The sequence below is a fragment of the Rhizobium sp. 05L429 genome (assembly GCF_056397645.1).
In genome coordinates this window covers 41,705-58,923 of record NZ_JBFTNV010000042.1, presented here as the reverse complement: position 1 = coordinate 58,923, position 17,219 = coordinate 41,705, and the positions used below count along the sequence as shown (strand labels likewise).

The 17,219-nt window shown below is 57.3% G+C and carries 11 protein-coding genes and 4 pseudogenes; 11 read left to right on the top strand and 4 right to left on the bottom strand.

Going from position 1 to position 17,219, the window contains the following annotated elements; genetic code table 11:
- Positions 1-11: 11 nt before the first annotated feature.
- Entirely contained in the window at positions 12-1,040 is a 1,029-nt protein-coding gene (locus AC1DNW_RS31665; RefSeq protein WP_477855404.1) for a porin, read from the top strand.
- Between the two features lie 495 nt (positions 1,041-1,535).
- Here AC1DNW_RS31665 and AC1DNW_RS31660 read toward each other — a convergent pair.
- Positions 1,536-2,209: pseudogene (locus tag AC1DNW_RS31660) on the bottom strand (IS6 family transposase).
- Positions 2,210-2,279: 70 nt separating this feature from the next.
- Here AC1DNW_RS31660 and AC1DNW_RS31655 point away from each other — a divergent pair.
- The 5 genes and pseudogenes from AC1DNW_RS31655 to AC1DNW_RS31635 all read left to right on the top strand — a co-directional run.
- A pseudogene (locus AC1DNW_RS31655) lies at positions 2,280-2,699 on the top strand (ATP-binding protein); the annotation flags it as partial.
- The gene (locus tag AC1DNW_RS31650) at positions 2,696-3,139 is read left to right on the top strand and encodes a hypothetical protein (protein WP_477855402.1); all 444 of its coding nucleotides are present in this window, start codon (positions 2,696-2,698) and stop codon (positions 3,137-3,139) included. The pseudogene AC1DNW_RS31655 and the gene AC1DNW_RS31650, both read left to right, overlap by 4 nt.
- Before the next feature lie 93 nt (positions 3,140-3,232).
- Positions 3,233-3,916: a DUF3313 domain-containing protein gene (locus AC1DNW_RS31645; RefSeq protein ID WP_477855401.1), complete on the top strand. Its 684-nt coding sequence runs from the start codon at positions 3,233-3,235 to the stop codon at positions 3,914-3,916.
- A gap of 540 nt (positions 3,917-4,456) precedes the next feature.
- On the top strand, positions 4,457-5,692 hold the full coding sequence (locus tag AC1DNW_RS31640) for an efflux RND transporter periplasmic adaptor subunit (RefSeq protein ID WP_113311835.1): 1,236 nt from the start codon (positions 4,457-4,459) through the stop codon (positions 5,690-5,692).
- Entirely contained in the window at positions 5,689-8,796 is a 3,108-nt protein-coding gene (locus tag AC1DNW_RS31635) for an efflux RND transporter permease subunit (RefSeq protein ID WP_477855400.1), read from the top strand. Before AC1DNW_RS31640 ends, AC1DNW_RS31635 begins: the two co-directional genes overlap by 4 nt.
- A gap of 78 nt (positions 8,797-8,874) precedes the next feature.
- Here the strand turns inward: AC1DNW_RS31635 and AC1DNW_RS31630 are convergent.
- The 3 genes and pseudogenes from AC1DNW_RS31630 to AC1DNW_RS31620 all read right to left on the bottom strand — a co-directional run.
- A pseudogene (locus AC1DNW_RS31630) lies at positions 8,875-9,539 on the bottom strand (transposase); the annotation flags it as partial.
- 196 nt (positions 9,540-9,735) lie between these two features.
- On the bottom strand, positions 9,736-11,100 hold the full coding sequence (locus AC1DNW_RS31625; protein ID WP_477855399.1) for an ATP-binding protein: 1,365 nt from the start codon (positions 11,098-11,100) through the stop codon (positions 9,736-9,738).
- On the bottom strand, positions 11,097-11,834 hold the full coding sequence (locus tag AC1DNW_RS31620; RefSeq protein WP_477855398.1) for a response regulator transcription factor: 738 nt from the start codon (positions 11,832-11,834) through the stop codon (positions 11,097-11,099). The genes AC1DNW_RS31625 and AC1DNW_RS31620 overlap by 4 nt, the downstream gene beginning before the upstream one ends.
- A 226-nt stretch (positions 11,835-12,060) precedes the next feature.
- Between AC1DNW_RS31620 and AC1DNW_RS31615 the strand changes: the two genes are divergently transcribed.
- From AC1DNW_RS31615 to AC1DNW_RS31595, 5 genes and pseudogenes are all read left to right on the top strand, one after another.
- A complete protein-coding gene (locus tag AC1DNW_RS31615) occupies positions 12,061-12,915 on the top strand; it encodes a MipA/OmpV family protein (RefSeq protein WP_477855397.1) in 855 nt (284 codons plus the stop codon).
- A gap of 177 nt (positions 12,916-13,092) precedes the next feature.
- Complete coding sequence (locus AC1DNW_RS31610; protein WP_477855396.1) at positions 13,093-13,863, top strand: phosphatase PAP2 family protein; 771 nt, start codon at positions 13,093-13,095, stop codon at positions 13,861-13,863.
- Between the two features lie 347 nt (positions 13,864-14,210).
- On the top strand, positions 14,211-15,344 hold the full coding sequence (locus tag AC1DNW_RS31605) for a glycosyltransferase (RefSeq protein ID WP_477855395.1): 1,134 nt from the start codon (positions 14,211-14,213) through the stop codon (positions 15,342-15,344).
- Positions 15,345-15,384: 40 nt separating this feature from the next.
- Positions 15,385-16,956, top strand: a complete 1,572-nt coding sequence (locus AC1DNW_RS31600; protein WP_477855394.1) for a glycosyltransferase family 39 protein — start codon at positions 15,385-15,387, stop codon at positions 16,954-16,956.
- A 101-nt stretch (positions 16,957-17,057) separates the two neighbouring features.
- Positions 17,058-17,153: pseudogene (locus AC1DNW_RS31595) on the top strand (integrase core domain-containing protein); the annotation flags it as partial.
- Between the last annotated feature and the right edge of the window lie 66 nt (positions 17,154-17,219).

Here is a 17,219-nt window from a genome sequence, read left to right as displayed (position 1 = left end):
GGAATTCTACAATGAACATCAAGATGGTATTGCTTGCGTCGGCAGCAGCATTTGCTGCATCGACCCCGGTACTCGCAGCAGACGCAATCGTTGCTGCCGAGCCGGAGCCGGTTGAATACGTTCGCGTCTGCGACGCTTACGGCACCGGCTACTTYTACATCCCGGGCACGGAAACCTGCCTGAAGATCGAAGGCTACATCCGTTTCCAGGTTAACGTTGGCCCGAACGCCGGCGGCACCTCCGCCACCAACGACTCTAGCTGGGATGCTGTAACCCGTGGTCAGGTTCAGTTCACGGCCAAAAGCGACACCGAGTACGGTCCGCTCACCGGCGTAATCGTTCTGCAGGCAAACGCTGACAACGCGTCTGACCAGTCGACGGTCCTCGACTCCGCTTACCTCGACGTCGCGGGCTTCCGCGCTGGTCTGTTCTACTCCTGGTGGGACGATGGTCTCGACGGCGAAACGGCCGACATCGGCTCCCCGGTTACCCTGCACAACTCCATCCGTTATCAGTACGAAACCGGCTCCTTCTACGCTGGTATCAGCGTTGACGAACTGGAAGACGGCTACTTCAAGACCGGCGAAGCTCCGAACAACTTCGGCGTGGCCTTCGGCATCGGCGGCACGTCTGGTGCATTCAGCTACCAGATCACTGGCGGTTACGACACCGACAACGAAGAAGGAGCAATCCGCGCTATGGGTACGGTTGACATCGGTCCTGGCACGCTCGGCCTTGCTGCTGTTTACTCCACCAACCCGAACTCCTACTACGACGCCGCTCAGTGGGCAGTTACTGCCGAGTACGTCATCAAGGCTACCGATAAGCTGAAGATCACCCCTGGTGTTCAGTATTACGGCAACTACGGCATCGACGGCGCCGGCGATTTCGACGACGAAAACGACGCTTGGAAGGTCGGTCTGACGGTTGACTATCAGGTCGTAGACAATTTCTACGCTAAGGCTTCGATCCAGTATCTGGATCCGGATGAAGACGACGACTCCACGTCGGGTTACTTCCGTCTGCAGCGCGCGTTCTAATTTGAACGGTGGAGCCCTGGCTTAAGGTCAGGGCTCCACCTCTGTCAGTTACTGATCAGAATGACCTCCGATCAGTAACGAGGGACTGGTCCGGTTTTGTTGGGGCAGTCCTTTGCAGCCGAACGCCGTTCGATAGTCCTCGGCGCTCTTCAGTCACCAGCCCGAGCTCGATGTCGGCGAAGGCGAAACGATCCATGGGCGAGCCGGCACATACGTGAACTGGAAGCGATTGTCGGGGCCAGTCTCTTTACCCTGTCTGTTCGTGGTCTCGATCCGACAGATACAGGATTGGGACTCTCCGAGGATGCAGGCGCCATGGGTGTCGCCGCAGAAGCGTTGACACGAGAGGCTCAGGGTCGATCGCAACGCCTGACTGAGACGGTGCGCCTCTCGACATCAGTTGTCGTTGAAAATCTTATATTGCCGCCCCCTCTCGCGGGGCATCGTAAACTTAAAAGTCGTGAGGCAACAGCAGGCCGCCTTGGCTGTCGCTGTTTACGCCCGGGCGATCTGCGTCCACAGGCTCATCGCCGCAGCACGTAGTTCGCGATAGTGGCTTGAGATGACGTCGTGGCGCGGGATGTAGAACAGGTTGGCAATCGGATCATGGATGAAGACGAAGTGTTGCAAATGTCGCTTCGACTTGAAGCATTTCATGAACCGTTCTCGCCGCCTGATTGATTGGCTGACGGGAATTCTCTGCTAGCCCCTTGTGAGAGCGATGTTCAACGCGGGGCATGATCTCACGCTTTGCGGCATCGTAGGATCGAAGCTTGTCAGTAACCATCACACGCGGCGCGCGGCCGTGACCCTTTAACAGTTTTCGCATCAAACGCCAGGCCGCCTGGGCATTTCGGCGACTTCGAACCAGCATCCAAGAACGAAACCATCCTGATCGAGGGCGCGCCATAGCCAGTGCTTCTCGCCGCCGATCGAAACGACGGCTTCATCGAGGTGCCACTTATCGCCAAGCCGACCGGATGAGCACCGACGCATCTCGTCGGCAAAGGCACGTCCGAATTTCTCAGCCCACAGCTGGACCGTTTGATGCGAAACCATGATGCCACGGGCGGCCAGCATGTCCTCCACCATCCGCAGGTTGAGAGGGAAGCGGCGATAATTTCGGCGGGAAAGCGGTGGCGGCGATAGAGCGCATCACGGTTCGTCATGACCCGTCATCTCATATCGATGTCCGTCTTTCGTTAAGTTTACGATGCCACCCGCCTAGCGGCAACGACCGAAATCGCGCTGGAACAGCTGTCGGATGGTGCGGGCGTAATCACTATTGGAGATGACGGCCCGAGCCTGCCCAAAGAGCTGCATAAACGCGTGCTTGCGCCGTTCTTCAAGGTCGATGCGTCTCGAAATTCCTCAAGCAAACGCGGTTTCGGACTTGGGCTCTCGATAGTCGACGATATCGTCAAATCTCATGGCGGCGAGTTGTCCTTGCGCGATCGTCAACCTCGCGGGTTGGAAGTTAGAATAGTGCTGCCAGGGTTCAACACGGGCACTCGGACATCGCGTGTAGCATCCCATTCCGGGAACGAGCCAAGGACGGGTTTCGGCAGTCTGAGCCGTACATATAACTTAACAAAACTGAACATATCGGAGCGCGGGAACTTTCTATCGTTCGGTCAACCAAGGAGATATGCGTCATGACCGACCCCACCGCAAAGCATATGCCTGCGCGAATCCTCGTGTTCTTGCCCGAGGCAGCGGTGAGCATCGTCGCCAAACTGAACGAAGAAGGGTACGTCGCAAATCACGTTTCGTCGCAGGCCGACCTCGAAGGTAAACTTACGGTTGGCGGTTACGACCTCATCGTCACGACGCGCCCAAATATCGATATCGTCCGGCGCGTCAGGCCCCTTCCGGTCGTAAATATCGAAGTTTTCCTCAACGTGGCGCAAGCACGCGCCATGTCAGAGGCTGGATCGCAGCTTGACATGGTGTCCCTTTCTCGAAGKATCAACGCGTTGGTTGATCGTCGATCCGCACCTACCGCGGTGCCTACAACAACCAAGCGTCGTTCTTGCGAAAACGCGATGATGGCGAAGTTGACGGAACGCATTCGCGCCATCTCCAACCGCTTCGCCTGACGCCAGGCTCTCTCAATCCTACCGATTCTGCGCACTGCGGTCGTTCCGATCACGCGCCGACCAGACATCCGCTTACCCATCCAGGAGATACCCGTGGTTACCAAGTCGATTCAATTTTGTCTCTTTGCGCTCGTTGCTGTTTCCACTGGCTGTGTGAGCACCGATCCGATCGCGTATCAAGGCATCGCATCTTCCAAGCAGCTATCCGTCAATACGCAAAACAAGGACGGAAAAATACCACTCATTTACTCCCATGGAACCGTCGATTTTAGCGCGTACTCAGCTATAATCGTTGAGCCTGTGGAGATCTATCGAAACCGCGATAATCAATTTGGCAGCATCACCGAGAAGGACAAGGTCGAGCTTGCATCCTACATGCAGCGGTCATTCGAAGGCCGCCTTAGGCCAAAATACGCACTTACAAAGATCCCAGGTCCCGGCACGCTTAGGCTCAAACTTGAACTGACTGGCGCAAAGACCAACGCCGTCGTGATCTCGACCGTGGCAAAATTGATGCCGATGGGTCTGGCCGTAAACGGGCTCCAAGCCGCACGTGGAAAAGAAGGAACGCTCAGCGGTTCAATCAATTATTCCGTTGAGGTCTATGACAGCGCGTCGAACAACCTACTCCTGGCTTATGTCTCCAAGCAGTATCCGAGCGCGTTAGACGTCGGCGCTAGCCTTGGCCCACTCGGTGCGTCAAAAGTCGGAATAGACAAGGGCGCGGACGCCCTTCTCTCCAAGCTACAGCCGAAATTACCCATCGCGGCTCGCTGAAGGCGATAACGAGCTCACATGGCAACGGATAACTGGCAGCTGCCTTCACTCAGACAAATCGACTCTGTTATGGACCCACCGAACTGCTTCGGTACGAGAACAAGCGCTCCGGCCCGAATGAGGAGTTATCTCGACGGGCCTGATCAATCCAGCATCAACGCGCTGCGTGTTTTTGCCAGCGGAAAGCTGCCGGTCAAATTTTCTACTTCAATGGCCCCGTGAACGCCGCAGCAAGGGGGGCCGGGACAGCTATAGCAGGGAAACAGGCGCGTCACGCTTGTACGAGCCGGTGCCACAATTGAGTGGATTGCTCCTGTCTTCGTAATCCGCAGAGGATGGAAGATCGAGCTGCGAACCCCTTTCCCCGGACATCGAGAATAATGAGCCGCCATCGATGGAAGCGGCGCATGTAAGGAGATCTGCTTTTGGGGCTGATTGCAACAAATCTTAAAATATCAACACATCCGGCATGCCGCACTCTCGATAACAAGGGCGAAGTAACCGTCTGCAAGGTGCAAACGGCCAACAGTGGTTCTAGTGATGACGCATCGAAAACAGCATAAATGCATACCGGGGCGTTCCGTCAAATCGCTTTTGGTCTCAGCATTGTTTACTTCGATGACCCTCTGTTCCGGCGGGAAATTGTTGGCTCAACAGGCCATAACGGTGAGTGTCGGCGCCGCAGAGCGTGCCACCATTCACGACCATGTCGCGGCCGTTGGAACACTGATCGCGCAGGAGGAAATTAGGGTAAACGCGCTTATCGAAGGCAAGGAAGTGAGGGAAATCCTCGTMGAGGTGGGCGCCGTCGTATCCAAGGGTCAACCACTGGCAATACTCGACGTAGCGGAGGCGAGCTTCGCGCTTGACAGAAACACGGTTCAACTTTCACGCGCCGCGGCTGCTGTCGCGCAAGAGCAGAGTAGGGTTGATGTCGCCGCCGTCAACGAGCGCGAGGCGCGTAAAGTTGTCGAACGAAGCAGATCACTGGTGGGCAGGGGAGTTGTGTCCCAGCAGCTTCTCGATGAACACGAGAATGCCTTTTCTCGGGTCAAGTCCCTGCTCGAGCTTGCGCATCAATCGCTGATGCTGGCTGAGGCGGATCGAAAACTGATCGAGCGCGAGCGCGCCGATATTGCGTTGACGATTGAACGAAGCACTGTGCGTGCGACAGAAGCGGGTAGGGTTCTCAGTCGCAACGCACGCATTGGCGCCATGACCTCATCCTCAGGCGCCCCGCTATTCATCTTGGCGAAAGACGGCCTCATCGAGATGGAGGCCAGTGTGAGCGAAGCGAGCTTTGTTCGCCTCGAAGAAGGGATGGTCGCTGAGATGAGCGTGGCCGGTGAACACGAAACGATCCAGGGTCGCGTGCGATTGAGCGCGGCGCAGATAGATCCTTTCACGCGTATGGGTACGGTGCGGCTGGCGCTCGACCAGCGTCACGCCTTGGTACCAGGCGCGTTCGTCCACGGCAGCATTGAGGTCGCACGGCGTTCAAATGTCACGGTACCTGCCACCGCCGTCAGGATCCAGAATGGCGAAGCCAGTGTTTTTGTCGTTGAAAACGATCGTGCGATCCTGCGCCCTGTAATCCTCGGTTCCCCGGCGGGTGCCGCGATAGAGGTCCTTTCCGGCGTTAAGGAAGGCGAGATCGTAGTCACCAAATCGGGTAGCTTCCTGAAGACGGATGAAAGGATACTGACCGTTCCGACCTCCGGTTTGAAAGCTGGCGAACTTTCCTCGTTAAAGGCCGAAGAGAGTGTGGCGCGATGAACAGCAATATTTCCGCATGGGCCATCCGGAACCCATTGCCGTCAATCCTGCTGTTCGCGGCCCTGACGATCGTCGGCATTTTCAGTTTTATAAAATTGCCGATCACCTATTTCCCGTCGATCAACGTCCCACTGGTAACCGTCACCATCGATCAATCGGGGGTGAAGCCGAGCGAACTCGAGACCGAAGTAACAAAACTCGTTGAGAATGCGATTGCGTCGTTGACGGGTGTTGAGGAGTTGACKTCAACCATCACGGAGGGTCGCTCAACGACCACGGTCGAATTCGAGCTCGGCGTAGTCTCGACCGACCGTGCCGTTACCGATGTTCGCGACGCCATTACCAAGATAAGATCCGATCTTCCGGACACGATCGATGAACCGATTATCGAACGAATGGAGCAAGAGTCACAGGCTGTCGTGACCTATGCTGTTTCCGGAGAAGGAATGAGCAAGTCGCAAATCTCCTGGTTTATTGATGACACGCTCATTCGCGAGCTGCAAGGCGTGCCGGGCGTCGGCCGCATTGATCGTGTCGGCGGCGTGGAGCGAGAAATTCATGTCGAGATCGACCCCAATCGGCTGCATGCGTACTCTTTGACAGCCAGCACTGTGAACAAAAGCCTGATGACGACCCAGTTGGACGCTTCCGGCGGACGTAGTGAGCTCAACGGCCGCGAACAGGCGCTGACGACGGCGGCGGCCGTCGAAACCGTCGATGATCTCGCAGGCCTTCGTATCGCAACACCCGGAACCCGGAACGTCCTTCTCGGCGAGCTCGGCGAGCTCTCCGACACCGTGGCGGAACCGCGCGATTTCGCGACATTGAATGGCTCCGACGTCGTCGGGTTTTCCATATACAGATCGCTCGGCGCGAGCGACGTGGCCGTTGCGGCATCGGTGGCCGAGGCCTTGCACAAATTAGGACCGCAGTATCCCCTGGTGAAGTTCGCAGTTGTGGACGACAGCGTCAGCTTCACCTCCGGAAATTATCGATCGGCGATCGACACCCTGCTAGAAGGCGCATTTCTCGCCGTCGTCGTCGTTTTCCTGTTTTTGCGAGACTGGCGCGCGACGCTCGTGGCGGCAGTCGCGCTTCCCCTCTCTATCCTGCCAACATTCTTCGCCATCGATATGCTAGGGTTTTCGCTGAACATCCTCAGCCTGCTAGCGATTACTCTTGTGACAGGCATCCTTGTCGATGACGCGATCGTTGAGATCGAGAATGTCGTGCGCCATCGCAACATAGGGAAATCCGCGTATCGCGCCGCTCTCGATGCGTCAGATGAAATCGGGCTGGCTGTGATCGCAATCTCGGCGACCATCATCGCCGTGTTCGCGCCGGTAGGCTTGATGAAAGGGGTCACTGGCCTCTACTTCAAGGAGTTCGGTCTCACCGTCGCCATCTCTGTCTTCTTCTCACTCTTGGTCGCCCGGCTCATCACCCCAATCATGGCGGCATACATCATGACCAGCCTCCCGCATCGGGAAAGGCCGCAGGGCCTTGCCGGGAGGATATACGAGAACGTGTTGAGGCTGCAACTTCGCCGCAAATGGACGACCGTGGCCGCCGCGGTCACCTTCTTCGCGATTTCCATCGCCGCACTTCTAACGCTTCCGAACGCGTTTTTACCCGAGGAAGACAACGGTCGCCTCTCCCTGTCGTTGGAACTGCCGGCGGGATCGACGCTCGCTGAAACTAGGGCCGTCACTGACGAAATCGCTCAGCGGATTCGCCAGCTAAAGGAGGTCGAAGGCGTGTTCATTCGAGGTGGGACGAGCCCGTCGGGGGAACTTGATGTCCGTCGCGCCGCGGTCTCCATTGACCTCGTTCACAAGTCTGAGCGGGAACTCTCTTCTTTCAAGGTCGAGGATGCCGTCAAGAGAATACTCTCGAACATTCCTGATGTTCGTCTGCGGTTTCTCAACGCAAGCGGCGATCGGGACCTAACCTTCGCGGTCCTGAGCACAGATGGAGACAATGCCCAGGAAGCAGCAGACGCCATTGTCGCTGAAATGGCGACCCAGAAAGGGTTCATCAATCCAGCAATGGACAATGCTGCGATGCGGCCCGAACTCAAAATGGAGGTCAAGGCTGACAAGGCCGCGGTACTTGGTGTCCCGACCGCATTGATCGCCGAAACACTCCGAATTTCAACGATTGGGGATGTGGACAGCAACTTGCCGAAGTTCATCGAGGGGAGCCGTCAGATTCCCATCCGCCTGTTACTCGCCCGCCAGAGCCGCAACGATATGGCGGCGCTCGAGTTACTTGGCGTGCCGACGGCCGCTGGCCATAGTGTACCCCTGTCCAGTGTAGTCGACTTCCGATTCGACGAAACCGTCTCGTCGATCGATCGTTTTGATCGCGAGCGAACGATCAAGATCGGCGCCGACTTGGATGAGGGATTGACGCTCGGGCAGGGTGTAGCGCTGTTGGCTGATCTGAAAACCATTCGGTCCTTGCCCGAGGGAGTGCGCATACAGGCAACGGGCGACTCCGATACGCAAGGTGATGTGTTTCACAACTTCGCCATCGCGATGGGCTCGGGCCTCATGCTTGTCCTCATCGTCCTGATATTGTTATTCGGCAATGTGTTCACGCCGGTGACCATTCTCGCCGCGCTTCCATTGTCGGTCGGGGGAGTGGCTTTCGCACTTTTCCTGACCGGAACGCCCATCTCACTTCCCGTTGTCATTGGCATCTTGATGTTGATGGGCATCGTGACCAAGAACTCGATCATGCTTGTCGATTTTGCTGTCGAGATCCAGGCCCATGGCCATTCACGATACGAGGCGATGGTCGAGGCTTGCAAGGAACGTGCCCGCCCCATCATCATGACGACGCTCGCGATGGTTGGCGGMATGGTGCCATCGATGTTCGCGATAGGCGATGGCGGCGAATTCCGTGCACCAATGGCGATCGCCGTTTCGGGAGGGCTGATTGCCTCGACTTTGTTGTCGTTGATCGTCATTCCAGCGCTTCACCTGATCGTCAGCGATTTCAGTGACAGGGTTTCCGCGCGGTTTCGCTCCTATTTCAGCAAACCTGAGATCGACGGTCTCGCATACGGCGCGCCTCGCCCCGATCGGGAGGCTCCATGACTGGAATGACAAAAGAAGGGGCTTGCGGACGCTTGCTTGTCACCTGCTGTCACGGGGGGGATGAGCCCAAGCGGCGACGGTAACGGTGGCGGCGACAGCCGCGGCTGTGACGATGCCAAGGCTGGGGATGGCCGCGAGCCCGCGGCCGGCCTCATTCTCTATGCGCCAAGCCCGAAGTTGCTGGTCCAACACGGATATCTCGTCGCTAAATGCCCAGATCTGTCGGATAAGGATCTCCGGAGTAGCGCGAGCATATCGTGGCAAGTCACCCGCGGCAGACAAAACCTGATGCACCAATGTCGCGAGATTGGCAATATTGGGATTTGCAACGAGACCAAGTTCTGCCAGATGTGCCCGCATGCGTTTTCCACCATGGTCCGTTGGCAAACGAGCAATGACCGAGTGTGATGGGTCATCAGAATACTCTGCTGCTCGACCGTTTTGACAGGCACAAAGCGTATCGTCGGGCGCTGCACCGCTTGGCAGATTGCTTCCGCTTCCAACGCATCGCTCTTGTCGCGCTTAACGCAAGCCTTCACGTAGGAGGGGGATGAGCCGGACCTCGTGGCCGATGGGCCGCGAGCGTGCGAGCCCAACACTCCGATCAAATATGGCGGGAGCTCCGAGAAGAAGGGTCTCATTTGTTTCCAGTGAAGCCGCTMCACCAACGCGGCGGAACCGGTCTCGCCGATGCGGTGTACGCCACCGGTGCTAAAAAACGGCTTTCTGGCGAAGCCGCCGATCGATGGGCGCGAGACGTGAGGGGCAAATCGGACTGGCCATCCGCGCTGGTCAATTGCCCCCTGCCGTTTTCGATCCCTGATCGGGACGATCCGGCAAGCTAAATCCACTGTCAGTGGGCTTTCCGGGAGCAAAGGGTACACGCAGAATTCCGTCCACAGGATACCGCTTCCAATCCAACCAAAGGCGGCTGTATTTCTATTTCACATCGAGGAAGGGCCTCTTCGCCTCAATCGTGGTCCTGGTATCGACATGGCTTGGGATAAGGATCTGAAAAATGAGCCCCCTCGGCGCGTTGTCTGCGAGAGAGACGGTGCCGCGATGGGCGTGCACGATATCGGCGACAATTGAAAGTCCGAGCCCGAAACCTTCCTGTGCTTGCGTCCGCGCATCATCCCCTTTGAAGAAGGGCTCGAGAACCCGCGTTCTCAAATGTTCTGGAATTCCGGGTCCGTTATCGGTCACAACGATCTCGCAGCCCGCTTTGCCTTTTCGTAGACTGACAATGACTTCAGTTGCGAACTTGATGCTGTTATCGCAGAGGTTGGTCACTGCGCGCATGATGGCCAGTGGCTTGCAATCGATGATCATCCGATTGGGTCCCTCGAACCGGACCTGGAAGCCGACATCGCTGAACTCCGCGCAAACGGTTTGCAGCAGGCTAGCAACATCAGCACGTTGCATTGGTTCGGTCGCGTAGTCGTCCCTGAGATATTTCAGGACTTCGTTCAAGAGGCCGTCKATGCGCATGACGTCGGACAACAGTCCCTCGCGCACCGGTCCGTCCTCCATGCGATCGGCCCGAAGCCGTAACCGGGTCAACGGGGTTCGAAGATCATGGCCAATGCCCCGCAGCATTCGTGTCCTTGATTCGACCATCACCCGTATCCGGCTTCGCATCGCGTTCAGAGCATGGGCGAGCGCGACGATCTCGACAGGTCCACGTTCTTCGAAAATCTCCGTGCTGTTTGCGATGTCCGAATGGGTGGCCGCTTCGGAAATCCGTTTGATTGGCTCGGTTATAACGCGAATGGCGAATATAAAAAAGAACGCGATCAGGACGACGATGGCGACAGAATAATACGGGCCCTCGTTCAGGATCGAGCTGTTCAGGATCGTATCCGGAAAACCGGAAAGGATGAGGAGCGTGGTGTCGTCGACCTTTGATGCAATCACTCTCTCTCCGTTCCAGAAGGTACGCCAACCTCCCACGGGTGGGCGGATGTGATCGGTTGGAAAGAGCCAGTCGATGGCCATGGCCAGCGCGCCTTCAGGTTCCGACGGTCCGGTGAAGGTCTCGCTGACCGAAAAGGGTTCCAGCGAGAAATGCCAGCCGGCAGCGCGCGATGACGAGAGGATTATTTCGCGTGCGCCGGGTGTGGACGATTTCAGGAGTTCCGCCATCGTGTCGACGCGCATGACGATATCTTCCATGTCCGGCGCGGCATTCCTTGCCCACTGTTCCAATACTCTGCCGACGACGCTGACGAGGATCAGCGCCGCAATGATGATCAGGGTGATCTGGCCTCTTATCGTGGTGGGGAGGAAACGCTTCAGCCTCATAGTTCCTCGACATTCGCGGTAAACATGTAGCCGCCGAGACGTACGGTCTTGATAACAACGGGGTCGCGGACATCATGCTCGATCTTTTGCCTCAATCGACTGATGTGAACATCAATGCTGCGCTCGATTGGACCGGCCAAACCAGCATGGGTTACCCCTAAGAGTTCCTCTCGCGTCAGAACGCGGCCCGGGTTTCGGCAAAAGGCAAGCAGGATATCGAACTCATGCGTTGTCAAGCCGACGCGTGCGTTGGTGGGATCGTAGAGCTGTCGTCTAATGGGATCCACGAACCATCCGTCAAAACGCAGTTGCTTTTTTCGCGGATCMTTTAGCGAAGGCAAGGCCGCGCGCCGCAGCAAGCCGCGTATCCGCGCGATGAGCTCCCGCAGACTGAATGGTTTCGTGACATAGTCGTCGGCGCCAATCTCGAGACCGACGATCCTGTCAATTTCCGCATCGGCCGCCGTCAGCATGAGGATGGGAATGTTCGTCGTAACCCGTAGCCGCCGGCACAGACTAAGGCCGCTTTCGCCAGGCAGCATGACATCAAGGATCACCAGGTCGAAATTGAATACCCGCATGCGCGCATCCATTGCAACGCCGTCCTGGGCGATCTCCGCGATCATTCCACTTTCGTTAAGACTATCGCGCAGCATGGCGGCGATCAGTGCGTCGTCCTCGACAATCAGAATTCGAGAGGCGTCCGACAAGCTCTGGCTCCCTTCACCATCCATAGGGCACTTTGCCTATTTCTGAATAGCACGGCGGCGCCTGTTTTTTGGCTTGCGGCAATATTAAAATTTGTTTCAGATTTCGCCTATTTCCGGCCGACCTGAAACAAAACTTCACACGATCAAACATTCTGGCTGTCCGCGCAGTGGCAGAAGAGAGGCATTGAAACCGCCTTTTTCGATGCAGCCTCGAGCGGGCAAACGTGTGAAGGCAAGGACCGGAGATTTCATGTTTTACAAGTTCATTTCAAAGGCCGCAGCGCGCGGAACACTTTCCATCGCACTCGTTATTACGCTCATGCCATCGCTTGTCCACGCTGCCGATGCATCACAGGATTCCGATCAGGCTGCCATTCCGCCCATGCCCGATCCCCAGCGCTTTGGTCCGGTGCGCCAGAAGCTTCACGACTGGGAGGTCATGATCGGCGCCGGCGTGATGTACCAACCAAAATATGAGGGTAGCGATGAAATGGAAATTTCGCCGCTTCCGTTTGTCTCTGCGACCTTCTTCGATCGATTGACGATCGATCCGACCGGCGTCGAGCTGAAGGCCTATGAACAGGGTCSGTTCCAGTTCGATGCGAAGGTCGGTTACGACTTCGGTCGTGGGGAAGACGATTCAGACGATCTACGCGGGATGGGCGACATCGATGGCGGCGTGACAGTCGGCGGCAAGGCGACGTTGAGCTATGGACCGGCCGAGTTTTTTGTCTCCGTCGACAAGACCATTGGTGGCAGCGACGGGCTCCTGGGGACGGTCGGTGTCGAGTTGACGCAACCAGTCAATGAAAAGCTAATGTTTGGTGCGGGTGCGTCCGCGACCTTCGCCGACAAGAACTATATGGAATCCTATTTTGGGGTCACCGAGGCTCAGGCCGCACGTTCCGGATACAACGCATACAAACCGGGTTCGGGTTTGAAAAGCGTCGATCTCTCGGTGTCCGCGACTTACATGTTCAATGAAAACTGGATGCTCCGCGCTGAACAGGAAGTCGGATTTCTGGTGGGGGACGCCGCGGACAGCCCTCTCGTGAAGCAAAAGGTCCAGCCGAAGTCCATGCTGGTCCTGGGTTATCGATTCTAGGAACAGAGGTGGTCAAGAGCCCAGCCTGTTCAAGCATGAGCACGCGCCGTGCCAGCCTGCCAAGTCAGGCATTGGAAGAACTCCAGCCACCAGGCCGCGCCACAGCGGATGGCGAAAGCACGCAATCCCCAATCAAAAACTGTTCAAACAACCACTTCTTTTAAGCGGATGGTCCTAGTGCAAACTTCATCTTCAGCGTCAAAGGACGTTGATCGGCTTCCCTTCAAAAAAGTTCCCTCTGCCGTCCCCCTTGACGCGGCAGCTGGCGGGCAATGGAATCCCCTAACCCGCTATGTCTCCTTGGATCCGCTGGATGCACTTGGAATCCTGATCCTCTTATCCAGCATGATCTTCGTCATGTTTCCACAGATTGACGTGCGCGTTTCGCGGTTCTTCACCTCCGGGACGCACTTTTATCTTTCTGACAATCCACTGCTGCTATTGATCCGCGACGCTAACCGCATGCTTCCCTACATTGTCTTGCCCATGATGATTGTCTTGATGATGGCGAAACCACTCAAGCGTTCAGATCGTCTGACGACAAGGCGCGCCTTGTTCGTTGTGTTCAGCTACGTCCTGGGATCGGCAATCATGGTTCACTTGTTCAAGAACTTCTTCGCCCGGGCCAGACCCCGAGATGTGATGGAGTTTGGTGGGGCGATGGAGTTTACGCCGGCATGGCAATTCGCATCGATATGCGAACGCAATTGTTCGTTCCCGTCCGGGGAAGCAGCATCGGCGGCTGCATTTCTGGCTCTTCTGGTGTTCGTGCCCAACGCGTACCGCAAATACGTCACTGCGCTGATTGTTCCGCTATCCATAATCGCCGCCCTGAACCGTGTCGTTTTTGGAGCCCACTTTCTATCGGACGTCGTGCTTGGGTGGATCCTTGTGTGCTGGCTGATGCTGTGGCTTCACCGGAAAATGGGGCTGAATACCGACGTGTGAGGGCAGTGGATTCATATTGCAATTCGCCCCAAGGCAGCATTGGAACCTCCGCGCCAGCGGCCGAACTGCCTGAATAGCTCTCCTCCCGGCGGAAAATCCGGCGGGCGAAGCGAGAATGCAGTGGAACGAAACAGCAGAGCTCAGCTTCGCGAGCAATTTAGAGACACGGGTCAGGTTGACGGTTCGCAACGAGAAGAAACGTCCCGTCGGTTGATCTGCGTACACGCAATGGACCTCCTCCCAGCGTTTCCTGCTTGGACTTGCTGTGGATCAGAAACTGTTGTCGGCGCGCGCTTAGTGGCTGCGCGGCAAAACGTTTGCGTCAAATCAAACAAAGGCGTCAGCATATGGACGTGTTCCTCCAAATCGATGGAGCCAAACTGGGGCAAGTTCTCCAAGCTCCCGACGTTTCGGTGATCATACCAACATTCAACGAGCGGGATAATGTTGGCATGCTCATTGGCTACCTGATTGCTACCCTCCACGGCCTGAACTGGGAGGTGATATTCGTGGACGACGATTCACCCGATCGCACCGTCGAGGTGCTGCGTGACATAGGGCGTACTGAGCCGCGGATACGCTGTATTCGCCGCGTCGGCAGGCGTGGGCTGGCTGGGGCGTGCATCGAGGGAATGTTGGCCGCACAGGCAGACATAGTCGCGGTCATGGACGCCGATCTCCAGCACGATCACCGGCTCCTGCCGGATCTGGTTGCCGCCATCCGCCAAGGCAATGATTTTGCCATCGCCACCCGCTATAGCTTACCCTATCAGGAAACGGCGCTCTCGCCATGCAGGAGCGCCATTTCCCGGATCGGGACTTTCGTTGCACAACGTGCGATCTCGGCAAGGATAACCGATCCCATKAGTGGTTTCTTCGCGACACGGCGCGACCTGGTCGAAGCGATGGCGTCCCGGCTGAACAAGCAGGGTTTCAAGATACTCTTTGATATCCTGTCAAATGCGGGCCCGGATGTCCGCATTGCCGAACTACCTTACCGGTTCGCGACCCGTTCGGCCGGCGAAAGCAAGCTGGATCATCGCGTCGCTCTTCAATTCTTGGAGCTTCTTGTTGCCAAGGCAACGAGAGGGGTTGTCTCCTTGCGGCTGATTTTCTTTGTCCTGGTCGGTGTCGCTGGCTTGGCCTTGCACATGGCGCTGCTAGTCGCGGCTCTTGCCACGGGCACGGATTTCGCGCGCGCGCAAGCGACCGCAACCGTCGTCACCATGATCGTCAATTTCTCAGGTAATAACCTGGTGACCTATCGTGATCAACGGTTGCGAGGCCGAGGCTTCCTCCGGGGAGTGCTGATATATTCCGCATTATGTAGCCTTGGAGCCGCGGTCAACGTCGGCATTGCGACGGCTTTGTTCACGGTGGCTGGTCCTTGGTGGGTCGCGGGTCTTGCGGGTGCCTTCGTCGGCGGTCTCTGGAATTACGTGGTGACGCAAGCCCTCGTCTGGAACCGCGCACGCGCATGATGACCATCGACTTTCTCCCTTGTCGTCGGAGGCATGCGCGATGGTAATTCTACCACACCCAACCGATAGTACCTTGGGCGGCAATTCCGTTGAGAGGAAGCAAGTCGCGCGGCCCTTTCCCGGCGCGAAGCTATCCGAGGATCTCCCCATATCGCCGCGGCGCATCGCGGTGGCGATCGTGCTCGCCTTCACACTCGAGCGACTATTGTGGGCCTATTCCGTCGGCTTTGGAATAGACGAAAGTTATACGATCGGCCAGGCAAGGTTTCTCGCGTTATCGTATTTCGACCACCCGCCCCTACACTATTGGATGACCCACGCGGCGGGTGTTCTTTTCGGAACAAGCTGGGCGGTTCGCATTCCCACGGTCCTGCTGTTTTCGGCGACGTCGTGGTCAATTTTCTGCCTGACCGAGCGCCTCTTCGGCGGCATCGCGGCGGTATTGTCCATCCTTTTCCTTAACCTTTCGCTCTTCTTTCTCGTGTCGGCCGGCGCCTGGATCGTGCCGGACGGCCCCCTTCTTCCCTTCCTGGCCTGCGGCGCACAAGTCATGGCGAGGATTTTTTTCCCGCGCCCGAGTGAGGAAGAACCCTCGATGTCCTGGTGGTTGCTCGCGGGAGGGCTTCTCGGCCTTGCGGGCCTGGCGAAATATTCGGCGTTCTTCACACTGACCGGTCTCGTGTTCTTTGTGATTGCAACCGGGCATCGGCGCCAGTTGTCAAGGTGCGGTCCTTATGCCGCGTGCCTCGTCGGCTTGGTTGTGGTTCTACCGGTGCTGGTCTGGAATGCTCAGCATAACTGGGCGTCGTTGCGCTTCCAGAGTGGGCGAGGCACTTGGCAGTTTTCCCCTTGGGCCCTGGCCCGCATGGTTCTCGGACAGATCGTCTGGTTGGGGCCCTGGATAGCGCTTCCGCTCATACGCACGGTACTTCACGTATTTCGCAAGGGGCGAACGGAAAGAGAGTTGTTCTGCCTTGCCCTTGCAGCTCCGGCGATCGGTTACACCACGCTTCAGGCGCTCGGGTCCGGAACCGGGTTTCCGCATTGGCCCATGCCAGGGTGGTTGTTCGTCTTTCCATTGCTGGGTGCTCGGTGGGGCCGCTGCGCCTGGCCAACCATTCGCTATGCCATCGCGACTTCATTCCTGACGCTCATGCTCTTGACAGTAGGCGCCGCGTTGGGAGCTTCAGGAGCGCTTCACCGGTTGAATTTCACTTCCTTCCATGACCCAACCCAAGATTTCGTTGATTGGTCTCCGATTGCGGACGTCCTCGCGCGGTTGAAGATTGGAAAGCCGGATGGACCCGCAGTAGCGGGGCTGAACTGGGCCGAGGCCGGAAAGCTGGATGCCGCGGTGGGGGAAATCGCGCCCGTGCTTGTGCTGGGAAGCGACAAGCGCGGATTTGGCACACGGTCAGATCCGCGTCTGTCCAGCAGGCAAGGCCTTGTCATCGTCGCTAGCGAGGAAGCATGGGCAAAGGACGGGATGACGGTATCGTGCATGCCAAAAGATCCCCGTCCCACCGCGCGCGTGCAGATAGGCCGGGGAGGGCAAGCGGAGTTCGTCCTGCTTGTCATCCCAGTCGAGGGGTGCATAGGGGCGGCGCGTTAGCACGAAATCGTTGCCGCCGGTGGAGGCGACAACGCCGCCCATGCCGCGCAAGAAGGTGAGCATGGTAACGATCGGACTTGAATGCGGTCGACGCCTTTGCGTTGCCACTATGGTTCGAACACTACAACTGCCTTCACCCGCACAAGGCATTGGGGTATCGGTCACCGCGTCAGTTCTTAAACCGTAAAACAGAAACCCGATTCTGTCCGGTTTTCAAGGGGCAACTCCATGGGCTACGTTGCAACACTCGTCGTTGGAACGTT

Bases quoted from the DNA above. Each gene is read 5' to 3' on its own strand.
- AC1DNW_RS31600 (WP_477855394.1), top strand. From the start codon at position 15,385: ATGGTAATTCTACCACACCCAACCGATAGTACCTTGGGCGGCAATTCC.